Source organism: uncultured Aquabacterium sp. (genome assembly GCF_947366995.1).
Classification (GTDB): Bacteria; Pseudomonadota; Gammaproteobacteria; order Burkholderiales; family Burkholderiaceae_C; genus Aquabacterium.
This window is the reverse complement of sequence record NZ_CANBCC010000029.1, coordinates 15353-31413: the sequence shown is the minus strand read 5'-3', so window position 1 is coordinate 31413 and position 16061 is coordinate 15353. Positions and strand designations below refer to the sequence as shown.

The following is a 16061-nucleotide window of genomic DNA, read 5'->3' as shown; positions in this document are numbered from 1 at the left end:
GGGCAAGCGACATGCCCTGGCGCGCGCGGCGTGTCAGTCCGCCGCGTCGGATGGCACGGCTGGTGCGGTCATCAACCAGGCCCGCAGCACCTCCGCCACGCTCCATGCCTGGGCCACGCACCCTCGGGGCAAGCCCGGCGGCTCGGCATCGAAAATCTCGCTGATGCTGCCAATGCCGGCTTCGCTAAGATGCGCCGGCAGGTCAGCGAGGAAGGCCCGTGCCGCCGTTCGATCCGGGTGCAGCTTCAGCCACGCCTGAATGAAGTGCCCGATCAGCCAGGGCCACACCGTGCCCTGGTGGTAGGCCGCATCCCGCGACCGCAAGTCGCCCTCGTACGTCGGCTTGTAAGCCGGATGGCCCGGCGCCAGCGTTCGCAGCCCCCAGGGCGTCAGCAACTGCCGACGCACGGTATCCAGCACCGGCTCCCAATGCACCCGGTCCAGCACCGGATGGCGCAGCGACATGACAAACACCTGATTGGGCCGGCAGGCCACGTCGTTGACCTCCTCGCCTGCTTCGCCGTCCACCACATCGAAGAGATGGAGCAGGGTGGGCGACCAGTACCGGCGATTGAACGACGCGCGCGCCTGCTCGGCGAGTCGCAGGCAACGTGGATCGGGATCGTCCACTTCCACCGACCAGTCGACCATCAGACGCAACGCGTTGTGCCACAAGGCCTGGATCTCCACCGGCTTGCCCCGGCGCGGCGTCACCACCCAGCCGTCCACCTTCGCGTCCATCCACGTCAGCTGATAGCCCGGCGCACCGGCGCGCAGCAGCCCGTCCTGCGGGTCGAGCCCGATGCCGTAACGGGTGCCCCGCACGTGGTGTTCGATGATCTGCTTGAGCACCGGAAACAGTTCGTGCATCAACGTGCGGTCACCCGAGCACGTGGTGTAGCGGTCAATGGCATGGAAGTACCACAGCGTGGCATCGACGGTGTGGTACAGCGCTTCGCGCTCGCCTTCGGGAAAGAGGTTGGGCAGCAGGCCGTCTCGCACATAGTGCGAGAACGTCTGCAGGATGGCACGCGCCTCGGCATGGCGGCCGGTGCACAGCGTGAGGCCCTCCAGACTGATCATCGTGTCGCGCCCCCAGTCCCCGAACCAGTGGTAGCCCGCAATCACAGTGCGGATCTGATCGCCGCTCGCACGCGCATGCAGCGCCTCTTCCAGTCGGCTGCCGGGCACGACGATGAAGGCATCTGCGGCGGCTGTGAGCTGGGCGGCCACGGGGTCAAGCACCACCGCAGGCGGCGCCATCTGCAGGAGGCGCTCCACCCGACGCTGTTGGTGTTCCACCGCCGCCATGCCGTCGCACTTCAAGGCTTCCCGCCCCTCGGCTGTCGCTACGAAGGTCAGCGGTTGCCCAGGATGCAGGGTGGCCGAAAAGTAGCCCGGGCTGTAGAGGTGCTCGCTGTGGTCGTAGCCGCGCATCTGCTCGACGCGGTACAGCGCGTGCTGGCCCACCACCTCGTGGCACGTGAACCCGCCACTCGCAGGCGTGAGGCCGAACTGCAGGGCGAGGTCGGTGCGGTCGCGCCGCACCTCGTACACCCCGCGTGAGAACGACAGCGTGAACGGCCACTCCTCCTCGTGCACCAGCACCGCATCCTGCCGCCTGAACGCCAGAAAAGGCCGCAGCCGCAGTTCGACGTGTTCCCCCTCCAGCAGCCGGTACAACACGCACACCGTGTTCTGGTTGTGGGGCATCACGATGGTCTTCTCGATCACCACACCGTTGATGTCGTAGCGCCAGGTGGGCATCAGGTGATCCCACCGGAAACTGGCCAGGCAGCGGTGCACGTCGGTGTCGAGGTGGCCATTGAGGTACTCGGCGCCGCCGATCTTGACCTGTCTGCCCCGGGCCTGGATCTCTTCGTCGAAACGCGAGATCAGGATGTGCCTGCCTTTTGGGTTGGACAGGTTCGGCACGAACAGCCCATGGTGGCGTCGGGTGTTGATGCCCAACAGACTGCCCGAGGCAAAGCCGCCCAGGCCATTGGTCACCAGCCATTCCCGATCACGCAAGGCGCTCACATCATCGCCGGGGTGCCAGTCGATTTCGATGGGCTGCAGGTTCATCGTGGCTCTCCATTCGACGCGGGGCAGGGCACCGCCCGCAACAGCACGGCGCTCTCGCCGGGCAACATCCAGCCCTTGTTGTCTTCGCCCGGGTGCACGGCGCCCGGGCCGCCATAGGCTGGGTCGTCGCTGGACCAGGTCAGCTCCCAGGTGCTGTTCTCCGGCGGCGCCAGCAGGGGCTCGGGCCCCGGACGGAAGTCCAGCTCATCACCCAGGTTGACCGCCAGCAGTCGCTCACCGAGTGAGCCGCCGCGCCAGCGCATCACGAACGCATGCTCGCTGAGGACCGCGCCATCCAGCATGGTGCGGTCCTGGGCCGCGATGACGGGGTCTTCGCGCCGCAGCCGCAGCACGTCCTGGTGCAGGGCCAGCACAGGGGCGTGATGACGGCGCTCCGCCCAGTCAAGCTTGCAGCGAAGGAACGTGGCCTCGTCGGCCGGATCCAGCAGCGCGGCCTGCGCAGCCGGTGTCGCATAGGGCTTGAACTGCGCCACAAAGGCGCGGCGGCCCTCGAACACCTTTGCTGCAAGCTCGGGCTTGTGGTCCGCAAAGAACGTGAAGGGCGCCGAGGCCGCGAATTCCTGCCCCATGAACAGCATCGGCGTCTGCGGCCCCAGCAGCGTGAGCGCAGTGAGCGCACGCAGACGACCCGGACTGGTGAGCTCATGCAAGCGCTGGCCGTAGAAGGTGTTCGCCACCTGGTCGTGGTTCTGCAGAAAGTGCACGAAGGCGGCAGCGGGCACATCACCGGTCGGCGTGCCGCGCGGCTGGTTCTGCCATGCGTAGTGCTGACCCTGAAACAGGAAGCCGTGCCGCAGGGCCGACACGAACTCCTGCGCCCGCCCCCGGTGGTCGTGGAAATAGCCTTCGTGCCGTCCCGTCAGCGCCACCCGGGCCGAATGGTGAAAGTCGTCGTTCCACATGGCGTCCAGCCCGTGGCCGCCAGCCGATCGCGGCCGAACCAGGCAGGTGTGTTGCGGTTCGTTTTCTGCAACGAGCAGGATCTGGCGGGCCCCGGCCGCCTCCCGTGCCTGCGCGGCGAGCTCGGTGACGATGTGCACCGGCGAGGCGTCGTGCATGCTCTGCGTGGCGTCCAGCCGCAGGCCGTCGAGGTGGTACTGCGCGATCCAGTGGCAGGCGCTGCCGATGACGTGGTCGCGGACGGGCTGGCTGTCCGGGCCATCGAAGTTGAAAGCGTCGCCCCATTCGTTGGGATAGCGCGCCGTGAAGTAGTGAGGGCTGAAGGCGCGGAGGTAATTTCCGTCGGGGCCCAGGTGGTTGTAGACCACATCGAGCATCACGCCGAGGCCCAGGGCATGGGCCGCATCCACGAAGCGCTTGAGTGCGTCAGGGTCGCCATACACATGGTACGGCGCATACAGACCGACGCCGTCATAACCCCAGTTCCAGCGGCCAGCACACTCTGCCAGCGGCATCAATTCAAGCAGCGTCACGCCAAGCTCGCGCAGGTCAGGCAGGCGCGCAATGGCGGCATCCAGCGTGCCTTCGGGCGTCAGGGTGCCCACGTGCAGTTCGTAGATCACCTGGCCCGACAACGGCACGCCCGGCCAGCCGTCATCCCGCCACGTGTAGGCTGCGTGATCGACCACCCGTGAAGGGCCATGCGGCCCGTCTGGCTGGAATGACGAACAGGGATCCGGGAGCGGCTCACCGTCGTCGATCTGATACCGGTAAAGCATTCCGGGGCCGATTTCAGGCACGGTGCCGCTGAAGTGGCCGTCCGGTTCCGGCGCCAGCGGCCAGCGCTGACCCGGTTTGCCGGGCCCGGCGTCCACCACGTGGACCTGCCGGGCGGTGGGCGCCCACACGCGAAAGCGCGTGCCATCCGCGTCCACGCGAGCGCCGAGCAGCGGGCGCCCCGGCGCAGTAGGAGCACAATCGCGGGCAGGCATGGTGCGTGGGCCCGAAGTCGAGATGAGGAGCCGGGCGGCAAGCGCCATGCCCAATCAAAAGTGTTCCGGGTGCGCGTTAATTGCTACGATGTATATTATGTCAACTCACATAAGGACCGAAAACGGGACCTGACCGCCCGGCCATGTGGGAACGCTGCTTCCCCGCTCAAGCCCCCGGCGGCCCCTTGTGGCCGCCCCCTGCGGGTTGTTTGTCCTTGGTCAGCACACTGAAGCTCCCGTCTCCCTCCATGTAGGCCTCACTGACCTCGGATGGCTCCTTCACGCCATGCTGGCGCAAGGCGGCCATCAGCTCTTCGGTGGTGATCAGTTCGCGGCGCATGTTGCGGCGGTGGAAGCGGCCGTTGCGAAGGAGCAGCAAAGGCGGAGGCTCAGCAAGGCGACGAATCCAGGCAAAGCGGAAGCTGGCCCAGTCCAGCAGCACGTTCCAGCCGATCAGCGTGCCCACCAGCAGCATCCCTTCGGGCACCGTCTTGTAGTCGCCCGACATGCCGTTCTGTGCGGCATCCGCAACGATCACCAGCAACAGCACGTCGGCAATGCCCACCGCGCCCACGTCGCGCCGCAGCACGAAGCGGAACATGGCGAACAGGAACCAGTACATCGCCGTACCGCGGAGCACCACCTCCAGCGGGTCCATGGTGAAAGAGAAAACGTCGGTAAACATCGTTTCAGCGCCTCCCCCTGCGCCACAGCAGCTTGCGTACCTGTCCAGCACACGCGCATTGCCCTGTGCGCCCGTGGCAACGGACGTGGGCCTATGATGCGGCACCCGGCTGCATCTGCACTGCTTCGGATGCGCCCCTTCTTCATGTGACGACTGCCGCCTGCACGCCGCAGGCAATGTACCGATGACTTTCAGCTTTTCTGCCGGCCGCATGCAAGCGGCCCTGATCCTGGCCGCATCCTGCCTGGCCGCCCCGCTGACTGCCGCTGCCCAGACCCTGGTGCCGCCGCCGGCCATCGAAGCCAAGGCCTATCTGCTGATGGATTTCGAGTCCGGGCAGATCCTGATGGCCAGCAACGCCGACCAGGCGCTGCCGCCCGCCTCGCTCACCAAGATGATGACGAGCTACATCGTCGAGCAGGCGCTCAAGAGTGGCCGGATCAAGCCCAACGACATGATCTCGGTCAGCGAGCACGCCTGGTGCCGGGGCTCCAGCACCGAATCGTGCATGTACCTGCCGCTCAACGGCCAGGCTTCTGTGATGGACATGCTGCGCGGCATCATCATCCAGTCGGGCAACGACGCCTCGAAGGCCGTGGCCGAGCACCTGGGCGGCACCGAAGAGGCCTTTGCCCAACTGATGAACAAAGAGGCGAAGCGCCTGGGTATGACCCGCACCCAGTTCGCCAACGCCACCGGCCTGCCCGCGCCCAACCACCTGGCCTCGGCGCGTGACCTGGGCATCCTGGCGCGCGCCATCATCCGCGACAGTTCCGAGTACTACAGCATCTACGCGGAAAAGGAATTCAAGTTCAACGGCATCAAGCAGGGCAACCGCAACGCCCTGCTCTACACCGATCCCACCGTGGATGGCTTGAAGACCGGTCATACCAGCGAAGCCGGCTTCTGTCTGGTTGCCTCGGCGCGCCGCAACGGCATGCGCCTGATCTCGGTCGTGATGGGTTCGCAAAGCATGCAGTCGCGCGCCGACCAGACCCGTGCCATGTTCAACTGGGGCTTCAGCTCCTTTGAGAGCGCCAATCTGCTGAAGGCCCAGGCGCCTGCTGGCGTGGGCGCCGTCCGGTTTGGGGTGGCCGACCAGGTGCGCGCCGGTGTTGCGCGCGACTGGTCCGTGCTGGTGCCGCGTGGCCAGGCCGCGCAGGTGCGCACCGCCGTGCAGATGCAACCCAACCTCACCGCCCCGATTGCCAAGGGCGCCGTGGTGGGCAAGGTGGTGGCCTCGGTCAACGGCAAGACGCTGGCCGAACAGCCGGTGGTGGCGCTCGAGGCGGTCGAACGCGCCGGGTTCTTCAAGCGCAGCTGGCAGCAATTGCAAGGTCTGTTCCGGTAAATCGGACCAACCACCCGCCTGGCTAGGGTAAGCATTGAGCGTAAAGGGCGTCGGCCCCGGAGGGTGATCCGGTACGATGCTTTGCATGGCGGGTACCGGTAGCAGTAACACATTGGCCCGGGATGGGGTCTTGTTGGACCGGGCTGCAGCGCAACCCGATCGCCCTGCTTCGCGCCCCGTCGTCGAAGGTCTGGCACTGCCCGATCTGGTCGATGGGCTCATCGACCAGGGGTGGCGCGGACTGCGCTTTCCGGACGACCTTGAGGGCCGCTTCCAGCGCGATGTGGCGCCAGAGCGCATGCGCCAGTTGCTGGTCAACAGCGCGCTCGTGGCGGTGGCCTACAACCTGATGCTGGTGTCCGACTGGCTGATGGTGCCCGACCAGTTCGATCTGGCCTTGCGCCTGCGCCTGCTGGTCTACACGCCGTTGATGTTTGCCGCGATCTTTGTGCTCACGCGCATCGACCTGCCGCGTGTGCGCGAGGGCGTGGCCGCCACTTCGGGCATGGTCGCCAGCCTGATTTCGGCCTGGCTGTGCGTGGCCAGCACCGACGAACTGGCCCCGGCCTACCTGGTCAGCCTCACCTCCATCCTCACGTTCTGCAGCGGGGTGGCCCGGATGCGATTCGGGCCTGCGCTGGTGATGGACGTGTTCGTGGTGGGGTGCTGTGCGGTGTCGGCGTGGCTCATGCGCGACCGCGCCCCGGTGGCCCTGATGGTGCCGGTGATGCTGACGGTCATCTCCACCGCGGTGTTCACGCTGTACGGCTGCTACACCATGGAAAAGGACACCCGCCGCAACTGGCTCATGCGCCTGCGTGAGCGGCTGCTGCTCGACGAACTGGCGTCCGCCAACGCCCACCTCGAGCGCGTCTCGCGCAGCGACCTGCTGACGGGCGTGGCCAACCGCCGGCACGTCGACGACTTTCTCAGCCTGGTGTGGGAACGCGCCCGGGTGGATGGCACCGAGGTGTCGGTCATGATGATCGACGTCGACCACTTCAAGGCCTACAACGACATGTACGGGCACCCAGAGGGAGATGCCTGCCTGCAGGATGTGGCGGCGACGCTGAAACGCCGACTGCGCCGCCCCAGCGACCTGGTGGGGCGCTTCGGAGGCGAAGAGTTCATCGCCGTGCTCACCGACACGCCGCTGGCGACGGCCCAGGCGGCAGCCGAGCGCATCCGCAAGGGCATCGAAGGGATGAACCGCCTGCATTCGGGCTCGAGCACGCATGCCATCGTCACCGTGAGCATCGGCGTGGCCTGCATGCGACCGTCGGCACCCCATGCCACGCCGGCACAGCTGATTTCGGCGGCCGACGAGGCGCTCTACCAGGCGAAGCAGACCGGACGCAACCGGGTCTTTGCCTTCGCCACGGCCGATTGAGGCACACGGATGTCGTCAGCCCTGCCCTCACCTGCCGTGCCGGCTTCCATCACACCGCCCCAGGGCGATGAGCCGGCCACCTTGCAACGCCTGCTGGACCGCGGTTTTCCCTGGATGCGTTTTCCCGCCGAACTGGAAGCGCGCTTTCAGCAGGACATGGTGGCGCAGCGCCTGCAGCATTTCCTGCTCAGCGGCATCGTCGCCCTCCTGGTCTACAACGGCTTCCTGCTGGTCGATTACCTCATGGCGAGCGACGTTTTCTGGCTTGCCCTGCAGATCCGCCTGTTTGTGTTCACTCCCCTGGCCGGGGCGGTGCTCTGGGCCTACTGGCGCTGGGGCCCCCGGATTCTGGCCTGGCGTCTGCCCGTGCTGATCGAAGGGGCGGTGCTGTGCAGTGGGCTGATGGCCGCCGCAAGTCTGGCCTTCATCCTGTCGAGTTCGCACACGGCACTGAGCCACTACTACCATGTGGGCTTCATCGTCGTGATCATCTACGGCAACATCGTGCAGCGTCTGCGCTTCTGGATGGCCGTGCCCTTCTCGCTTCTGGTCCTGGCCATGCACCTGGGCGGGATCGTGGTGCTGGACCACATGCCGCCCCGGTTGCTCGGTCCCATCGTCATCATGGTGGCGGCCACCATCGTCTTCACCCTGATGGCGAATTACGCCCTGGAGCGCGACGAGCGCCGCCATTACCTGCTGACGCTGCGCGAAAAGGCCTTGGTGCAGCAGCTGGCGCACACGCATGCGCGGCTGATGGAGCTCAGCAAGGTCGACAGCCTGACCGAGTTGGCCAACCGCGGGCATTTTCAGGACTATCTGCAGCAGGTGTGGCGCCGTGCAGCGCCCGACCGCACCTCGCTGGCCTTGCTGATGGTGGATGTGGACCACTTCAAGAAGTACAACGACCGGTACGGACATCCCGCGGGGGACGCGGCGCTGCGTGAAGTGGCCCGGGTGCTGGGCAGCAACCTGCGCCGCCCGGGCGATCTGGTCGCCCGGTATGGTGGCGAGGAGTTCGTGGCCGTGCTGCCCCAGGCCTCGCCCGAGACCGCCAGCCAGGTGGCCGAACGGGTACGCCAGGCGGTCGAAGCGCTGCAGGTGCGCCACGAGGGATCCTCCACCGCCCGGGTGCTGACGGTGAGCGTGGGCGTGGCCCACGGCGTGGCCGGCAATGTGGCGTCACCCGAGGCGCTGCTCAAGCAGGCTGATCAGGCGCTCTACCAGGCCAAGCGCGAGGGGCGCAATCGCATCCGCCTGCTGATGCAGCCTTGAGTCGGCGGCGGCCCTTCAGACCACAGTCGGCCGCACGCCGACCGGGTCCAGGTGGGTCATCACGTCCAGCACGGGCAGCTGACGCATCACGCGGTCGCGGGCCCGGTTGGCAATGTCGTGGCCTTCCCAGACGCTCAGGGCGCCATCCACCTCCAGGTGGGCGTCGACCATGATCATGTCACCCATCTTGCGCGTGCGAAGGTCGTGCACACCCAGCACGCCCGGGGTCTGCACCAGCGCCTGGCGGATCGCTTCGGCCTGCTCGTCCGACGCGGAACGGTCCATCAGGTCATGCAGGGCATCCCAGCCCACGTCCCAGCCCATCTTGCCCACCATGAAGCCGACAATGAGCGCGGCCACCGGGTCCAGCAAGGGGTAGCCCAGCAGGTTGCCGCCAATGCCGATGGCCACCACCAGCGACGAGGCCGCGTCCGAACGGGCATGCCAGGCATTGGCCACCAGCATGCTGGAGCGCACCTTCTCGGCTGCAGCCAGCATGTAGCGAAACAGCATCTCTTTCGACACCAGCGCCGCCAGCGCCACATACAGCGCCACCGTCTGAACCTGCGGGATGTCTTCCGGGGTGCTCAGCTTGTGCACCGCGCCCCACAGCATGCCCACCCCCACGCTCAGCAGCAGCGCGCCCAGCACGAGTGAGGCCGCTGTCTCGTAGCGATGGTGGCCGTAATGGTGATCGGCGTCGGCGGCCTTGCGGCTGTGGCGGTTGGCCAGCAGAACCACGAAGTCGGACACCAGGTCGGACAGCGAATGGATGCCATCGGCCACCAGCGCCTGCGAGTGCGCCAGCACCCCGATGGTGACCTGCAGGGCCGTGAGCACCACGTTGACGACCACGCTGACCAGCGTGCTGCACCGCGCCACGGCGTGTCGCTCGGGGGTGTCGTGCTCCGGATTGTCCTGGGGCGTGAGGTCCATGGGCTGCGGGCGCGTCAGCCCAGCCAGTCGATGTGGTGGCCGAGCTTGCGGGCCTTGGTGCCTAGGTAGCGTTCGTTTTCGGGCTGGACGTCGCTGCGCACGGGCACGCGTTCCTCGATCTGCACGCCATGGGCCTGCAGGGTTTCGACCTTGCGCGGGTTGTTGGTCATGAGCTTGACGGAGCTCACGCCGAGTTGCTCCAGGATCTGGGCGGCGACATCGAAATTGCGCAGGTCGGCGGCAAAGCCGAGGTGCTGGTTGGCCTCGACGGTGTCCATGCCCTGGTCCTGCAGTTGGTAGGCGCGCAGCTTGTTGGCGAGGCCAATGCCGCGTCCTTCCTGACGCAGGTAGACGACCACACCGTTGCCCTTCTGGCCGATCTGGTTCATGGCGAAGTGAAGCTGGGGGCCGCAATCGCAACGCAGTGAGCCGAACACGTCGCCGGTCATGCATTCGGAGTGGACGCGGACCAGCGCGCTGCCCGCCACCTCACCCATGACCATGGCCACGTGCTCCAGGCCAGTGGCCTTTTCGCGGAAGAGCTTCATGGTGAAGGTGCCATGCGCGGTCGGCACACGGGCCTCGGCCAGGAACTCGACCAAGGCCGAAGTGACGGGGGTCAGGGCGCTGGCGGAGGTGGGGCTGTCGGTGTCAGGACGGGACATTCATTTTCCTCAGGGGAGTCACATTTTGCCAAAAGCTGTCACGTGGGGACGGCGGTCGCGTAAAAACACCCGGCAATGGGAAAAAAGGAGGCTGGACGAGCGCGCTTGAGACCGCTACGATACTGTTCATTCATACAGTATTCTCATGCCGCTCTCGCCTTCATCTTCAGCCTTGCCATCGGCCACGGCTGCCATCCGGCAGCTGGAAGCCGACCTGCCTGCGCACGTGGCCCGGTCCATGTGGCGCGGGCAGGATCTGGGGGGCGCACAGGGGGACACTGTTTCCAGTGGCTTTGCCGAGTTGGATGCCGAGCTGCCCGGGGGCGGCTGGCCTGGCCAGAGCCTGATCGAGATCCTGCAGCCGGTGCATCATCAAGCCGAATGGCGCCTGCTGAGCCCTGCGGTGGCCATGCTGTTGCAACAGGGTGCCCGCCTGCTGCTGGTCGGCCCGCCGCACACGCCCGGGCTGCAGGGGCTGGTCCCTGAAGGGGTGAAGCCGCAACAACTGGTGTGGGTGCAGGCGCACACCGCAGCCGAGCGACTGTGGGCTGCCGAACAGGCCCTGAAGGCCGAATGCCTCAGCGTCATCCTGGTGTGGCTGCCTCAGGCCCGCCCCGAGCAGCTGCGCCGGCTGCAGGCCTGCGCCAGCCGCCACGCCGGGTTGTGCTTCGTCATCCGCCCACTGGCAGCCCAGGCCGATGCGTCGGCGGCCCCCTTGCGCCTGCGGCTGGATCTGGGGGCCTGGCCGGTGCCCATGCAAGTGCAGGTGCTCAAACGGCGCGGCCCGCTGCACACCCGGCCGATCGTGCTGGCACGCTGGCCAGCAGGGCTCAGGCCACTTCTGCCCGCGGTCTTGCCCACCGTCACACCCCCTGTGCCACGGCCTGGGGTGCCGGCCGGGCTTCCTGCCACGGTGGCCTCGGCCACCTCTCGCCCTGCTCTTGCCCATGCCTTGCTGGACCGCCCTGATTCCCTCGGCCTCGCTGACCGTGGCGCCCCCGTCAGGGCTGCCGGCGCCCAGCCCTGATGGCACAGCCGACGCCCGGATGCTGGTGTGGTGGGCCTTGCGCTTCACCCCGCGCGTGGCGCTGCTGGAAGAGGCCGTGATACTGGAGTGGCAGGGCAGCCAGCGGCTGTTCGGCGGGCGCCGCCGGCTGATGGAGCGGCTGAACCTGGGGGCCGAGCAGGCCGGCTGTGCCGGCTGGGCCCACGCCCGCACGGCGCTCGGTGCCCTGGCCCTGGCCCGCACGCCACGTCCCCATCCCAGGCAGCTTGATGCCTTGCCACTGCATGCCCTGAGCGCACTGAGCGCCCACCAGGCCACCTTGAGCCGCATGGGCTGCCGCACGGTGGGTGATGTGGCGCGGCTGCCGCGCGATGGCCTGAGCCGTCGCTTCGGCGCAGCCTTGCTGAACGCGCTGGATCAGGCACGCAGCGTCGTACCTGAAGCCTTTACCTGGCAGACGCTGCCACCGGTGTTTGACGAGCGACTGGAGTTGCCCGCCCGCGTGGAGTTGGCCGATGAACTGCTGCCCGCCTGTGACCGGCTGCTGGCCCGGCTGGGGGCCTGGCTGTCGGCCCAGCAACTGGGGGTGCGGGGCTTCACCCTGCGCTGGCAGCACGATGGCCAGCGAAGGGATGCCGCCCGCAGCGGGGAGCATGTCGTCCGGCTGGGCACCGCCACGTCGGATGTGGCACGTCTGCGCGCCCTGCTGGTGGAGCACCTGCGTCGGCTCGAGCTGAGCGCCCCCGTGGGCGAACTGGGCCTGCACGCCAGCGACCTGGCTCCGGCCGAGCCGCTGTGCGATGACCTGTTTCTCACGCCCGGCCAGGGCGTGCCCCTGCAGGCAGAAGCCTTGCGCACCCCGGCGGGCCAACGTCGACAGCACGAGGCCTGGGTGGCCTTGCTGGAACGCCTGAGCGTGCGGCTCGGCAACGACCGGGTGTGCGCAGGCCGGCTGGAAGACGACCACCGACTGGGGCTGGATCAGCGCTGGTGTCCGTGGGCTGAAGCGACCGAACGTTCAGGCGCCAGCACGCCCGACGTGCCGCCCCCGATCCGCCATGCCCTGCCCCACCCAACCTGGCTGCTGCCCGAGCCCCGTCCCCTGCTGCTGGAACACGATGCCCGCGGGGCCGAACGCCCGGTCTACCAGGGGCGGCTGACCTTGCTGGCCGGCCCGCATCGCATTGACACCGGTTGGTGGAACGACAACGCCGCGCCTTCCCAGCCGGCGGGAGGAATGGCCGCAAGCCAGGCGGCAGAGCCCGAGGCGTGCTACGCGGCCGCAGGGCCGCCGGCCACCACTTCCCGCGATTACTACCTGGCGCACAGCCCCCGGGCGGGGCTGCTGTGGGTCTACCGCACGCGCCCCGCCGTGGGCGCCCCCTTCGCGGCTTCGGCATGGTTTATCCATGGTGTCTTTGCCTGAACCGCCCCCAAGCCGGAGTGCCCAGCAGCTGCCGGATTACGTGGAACTGCTGGCCACCAGCAACTTCACCTTCCTGCACGGCGCCTCACATGCCGAGGAACTGATTCAGCGCGCGCTGAAACTGGGTTACACGGGGCTGGCCATTGCCGATGCCTGTTCCATGGCGGGCGTGGTGCGCGCGCACCTGGCCTTGCGCGATGCCCGTGACAACGGGGTGCCTGGTGCCAACACCTTCCGCTTGCTGATCGGCAGCCAGTTCGACGTCACGCCGGATCCTCAAGAGGCGGCGGAGGGCTGCCCCCCGTATCGTCTGGTGGCCCTGGCCAAGCACCGCAAGGGCTATGGCGAGCTGTGCCACTTCATCACCGGGCTGCGCCGTGCCCAGCCCGGCAAGGGGGTGGCGCCGCTGCACACCCACGCACTCACCCCCGAAGCCTTGTCCGGCTGCGTGCTGCTGTATCTGCCGGATCGCGCCCGGGCCCGCGCGCTGCTCATGAGCCGCGCCGCCGAGGCCGACCCGGCCGCACCCTGGCGCCCGATGCACGCGCAACTGGCCACGTTGCAGGCCCGCTTTGCCGGGCAGCTGTGGCTGGGCGTGGCCCTGCACCATGATCTGGATGACGACTGGTGGCTGCAAGGGCTGCAGCAACTGGCCACCGACACTGGCGTGCCACCTGTGGCCGTGGGCGATGCCTTGATGCATGTGCGCTCGCGCAAGCCCTTGCAGGACGTGTTGAGCGCCATCCGACTGGGCAAGCCGCTGCCGGAATGCGGCCATGCGCTGGAGCGCCATGCCGAGCGCCATCTTCGCAGTCGCTTTCGGCTGGCCCGGCGATATCCAGCCGAGCTGCTGGCCACGACGCTGACCGTGGCCGAGCAATGCAATTTCAGCCTGGACGAACTGCGCTATGAGTACCCGGAAGAAGTCGTGCCCCGAGGGCAGACCCCGAAGAGCCACCTGCGGACCCTGACCGAAGCGGGGCTGCAGTGGCGTTACCCGGAAGGCACACCGCCCGCCATCCAGGCCCGAATCGACACCGAACTCGCCCTCATCCACGAGAAGGAGTACGAAAAATACTTCCTCACGGTCAACGACATCGTCCAGTTCGCTCGCAGCCGGGGCATCCTCTGCCAGGGGCGGGGCAGCGCAGCCAACTCGGCCGTCTGCTATGCATTGGGCATCACCGAGGTCAACCCGAAGGAGGCCACGCTGCTGTTCGAGCGCTTCATCTCGAAGGAACGCAACGAGCCGCCCGACATCGATGTCGACTTCGAGCACCAGCGCCGCGAAGAGGTCATTCAGTACATCTACGGCAAGTACGGGCGTGAACGCACGGCACTGGCGGCCACCGTCATCAGCTACCGCACTCGCAGCGCCCTGCGCGACGTGGGCAAGGCGCTGGGCTTCACCCTTGAAGAATGCGACCGCGCCGCCACCCACCTGCAATGGTGGGATCGCACCGAGGCACTGGCCGAACGCCTGACTGCAGCCGGCATCGACCCGGCGTCGCGCCGCGTGCAGCAATGGCTGGAACTCACACGCACGCTGATCGGCTTTCCGCGCCACCTCAGCCAGCACACCGGCGGCTTCGTGATCGCGGGCGGCCGGCTGAGCCACATGGTGCCGATCGAGAACGCTTCCATGCCCGACCGCAGCGTCATCCAGTGGGACAAGGACGACCTGGAAGCGCTCAAGCTGATGAAGGTGGACGTGCTGGCCCTCGGCATGCTGAGCGCCATCCGCCGCGCGCTCGACCTGATCGGCGAGCGCCGTGGCCACCTCGTGCAGATGCAGGACATCCCGCCTGAGGACGATCACACCTACGACATGGTCTCGCGCGCCGACACGGTGGGGGTCTTTCAGATCGAAAGCCGTGCCCAAATGACGATGCTGCCTCGCCTGCAGCCCCGCACCTTCTACGACCTGGTGGTCGAGGTGGCACTGGTGCGCCCCGGGCCCATTCAGGGCGGCATGGTGCACCCGTACCTGAAGCGCCGCGAAGACCTGCGCCGTGACCCGAAGACCCCTACGCCCTCCCCGCCCCGGCTGGACGAGGCGCTCAAGCGCACGCTGGGTGTGCCCATCTTTCAGGAGCAGGTGATGCAGATTGCCGTGCTGGCGGCGGGCTTCACACCCGGCAAGGCCGACCAGTTGCGGCGGGCGATGGCGTCGTGGCGCAAGAAGGGCGAGGTCGACAAGTTCAAGGCCGAGATTGTGGAAGGCATGCGCTTCAGGAACTACGAACCGCCCTTCATCGACCAGATCTGCCAGCAAATCGAGGGCTTCGGCTCTTACGGCTTCCCGGAATCGCATGCGGCCAGCTTTGCCAAGCTGGTCTACATCAGCGCCTGGATCAAATGCCACGAGCCGGCGGCCTTTCTGGCGGCATTGCTCAACTCGCAGCCCATGGGCTTTTACTCGCCCAGCCAGCTGGTGCAGGACGCCCGCCGCCACGGCGTGACGGTGCTGCCGGTCGACGTGCAGCTCAGCGACGTGCCGGCCACGCTGCACGAAACCGATGCCTCACGTGGGTGGGCGCAGCGGCCCCTGCTGGCCCATCGCCATCCCGAGCACCATCGGTTTTCACCCGCCGACCCCGCCCGTCCGGCAACGCCCCAGCCCGCCGTGCGCCTCGGGCTGGCCCAGGTGGCAGGCATCGGCGTGCCCACGCTGCAGCGCATCGTCGAAGCCCGTCGGCAGGACGGGCCCTTTGCCAATGTGGACGAACTCGCCCGGCGCGCCCGGCTGGATCAGGCCGACCTGCGCGCGCTGGCTGCCGCCGATGCGCTGCGCAGCCTGGCCGGGCACCGCCGCCAGCAGGTATGGGAAGCAGCCGCCCGCCATCGCGCCCCCGCCCTGCTGCGCGACGCGCCCATCCACGAAGCCCCACTGGCGCTCGATGCCCCGCCAGAAGGCGAAGACATCCTGTTCGACTACGCGGCGCTGGGCCTGACACTGCGCCGCCACCCGCTGGCCTTGCTGCGCCCCCGCCTGGCCCAGATGGGTTTTGCCACCGCCGAGCAGTTGCACCCCCGGCGCGATGGCGACTGGGTCAGCACCTGCGGCATCGTGACAGTGCGGCAGCAACCCGGCACGGCGTCCGGGGTGGTGTTCGTGACCCTGGAAGACGAAACCGGCACCGTCAACGTGATCGTGTGGCCCCACCTGAAGGAAAAGCAGCGCGAGGAACTGGTTCACAGCCGCCTGATGGCTGTGCATGGCGACTGGCAACGACAGGGAGAGGTGCGGCATGTGGTGGCGCACCGGCTGGTGAACCTGACGCACCTGCTCGGGCGGCTGGGCACCCGCAGCCGGGATTTCCATTGAC

Annotated in this window: 11 protein-coding genes; 6 read left to right on the top strand and 5 right to left on the bottom strand. The window is 67.6% G+C overall.

Features of this window, described 5'->3' with window-relative positions; translation table 11 throughout:
- Positions 1–33 precede the first annotated feature (33 nt).
- The 3 genes from Q0Z44_RS09675 to Q0Z44_RS09665 all read right to left on the bottom strand — a co-directional run bounded on the left by Q0Z44_RS09675 (position 34) and on the right by Q0Z44_RS09665 (position 4683).
- Positions 34–2085 (bottom strand): amylo-alpha-1,6-glucosidase, encoded by a 2052-nt coding sequence (locus Q0Z44_RS09675; RefSeq protein WP_298012023.1) that lies wholly within the window; start codon positions 2083–2085, stop codon positions 34–36.
- Positions 2082–3998 carry a malto-oligosyltrehalose trehalohydrolase gene (gene treZ, locus Q0Z44_RS09670; protein ID WP_298012021.1) on the bottom strand — a complete coding sequence of 639 codons (1917 nt, stop codon included), beginning with the start codon at positions 3996–3998 and terminating at the stop codon, positions 2082–2084. The genes Q0Z44_RS09675 and treZ overlap by 4 nt, the downstream gene beginning before the upstream one ends.
- Before the next feature lie 166 nt (positions 3999–4164).
- The gene (locus tag Q0Z44_RS09665) at positions 4165–4683 is read right to left on the bottom strand and encodes a YetF domain-containing protein (RefSeq protein WP_298012020.1); all 519 of its coding nucleotides are present in this window, start codon (positions 4681–4683) and stop codon (positions 4165–4167) included.
- A 211-nt stretch (positions 4684–4894) separates the two neighbouring features.
- Here Q0Z44_RS09665 and Q0Z44_RS09660 point away from each other — a divergent pair, with 211 nt between their 5' ends.
- From Q0Z44_RS09660 to Q0Z44_RS09650, 3 genes are all read left to right on the top strand, one after another.
- A complete protein-coding gene (locus tag Q0Z44_RS09660; protein ID WP_298012018.1) occupies positions 4895–6034 on the top strand; it encodes a D-alanyl-D-alanine carboxypeptidase family protein in 1140 nt (379 codons plus the stop codon).
- A 130-nt stretch (positions 6035–6164) separates the two neighbouring features.
- Positions 6165–7424, top strand: a complete 1260-nt coding sequence (locus tag Q0Z44_RS09655) for a diguanylate cyclase (RefSeq protein WP_298012016.1) — start codon at positions 6165–6167, stop codon at positions 7422–7424.
- 9 nt (positions 7425–7433) lie between these two features.
- Complete coding sequence (locus tag Q0Z44_RS09650; RefSeq protein ID WP_298012014.1) at positions 7434–8699, top strand: diguanylate cyclase; 1266 nt, start codon at positions 7434–7436, stop codon at positions 8697–8699.
- Between the two features lie 15 nt (positions 8700–8714).
- On the opposite strand, the gene Q0Z44_RS09645 is transcribed toward Q0Z44_RS09650, so the two are convergent.
- Together Q0Z44_RS09645 and ribA are read right to left on the bottom strand one after the other, a co-directional pair.
- Positions 8715–9635 carry a cation diffusion facilitator family transporter gene (locus tag Q0Z44_RS09645; protein WP_298012011.1) on the bottom strand — a complete coding sequence of 307 codons (921 nt, stop codon included), beginning with the start codon at positions 9633–9635 and terminating at the stop codon, positions 8715–8717.
- 14 nt (positions 9636–9649) lie between these two features.
- Positions 9650–10300, bottom strand: a complete 651-nt coding sequence (ribA, locus tag Q0Z44_RS09640; RefSeq protein ID WP_298012010.1) for a GTP cyclohydrolase II — start codon at positions 10298–10300, stop codon at positions 9650–9652.
- Between the two features lie 145 nt (positions 10301–10445).
- Between ribA and imuA the strand changes: the two genes are divergently transcribed.
- From imuA to Q0Z44_RS09625, 3 genes are read left to right on the top strand one after another with little or no spacing between them, the layout of a single operon-like run.
- Complete coding sequence (gene imuA / locus Q0Z44_RS09635) at positions 10446–11327, top strand: translesion DNA synthesis-associated protein ImuA (protein ID WP_298012009.1); 882 nt, start codon at positions 10446–10448, stop codon at positions 11325–11327.
- Positions 11248–12732: a DNA polymerase Y family protein gene (locus Q0Z44_RS09630; protein WP_298012008.1), complete on the top strand. Its 1485-nt coding sequence runs from the start codon at positions 11248–11250 to the stop codon at positions 12730–12732. Before imuA ends, Q0Z44_RS09630 begins: the two co-directional genes overlap by 80 nt.
- Positions 12716–16060 (top strand): error-prone DNA polymerase, encoded by a 3345-nt coding sequence (locus tag Q0Z44_RS09625; protein WP_298012006.1) that lies wholly within the window; start codon positions 12716–12718, stop codon positions 16058–16060. The genes Q0Z44_RS09630 and Q0Z44_RS09625 overlap by 17 nt, the downstream gene beginning before the upstream one ends.
- Position 16061 lies beyond the last annotated feature (1 nt).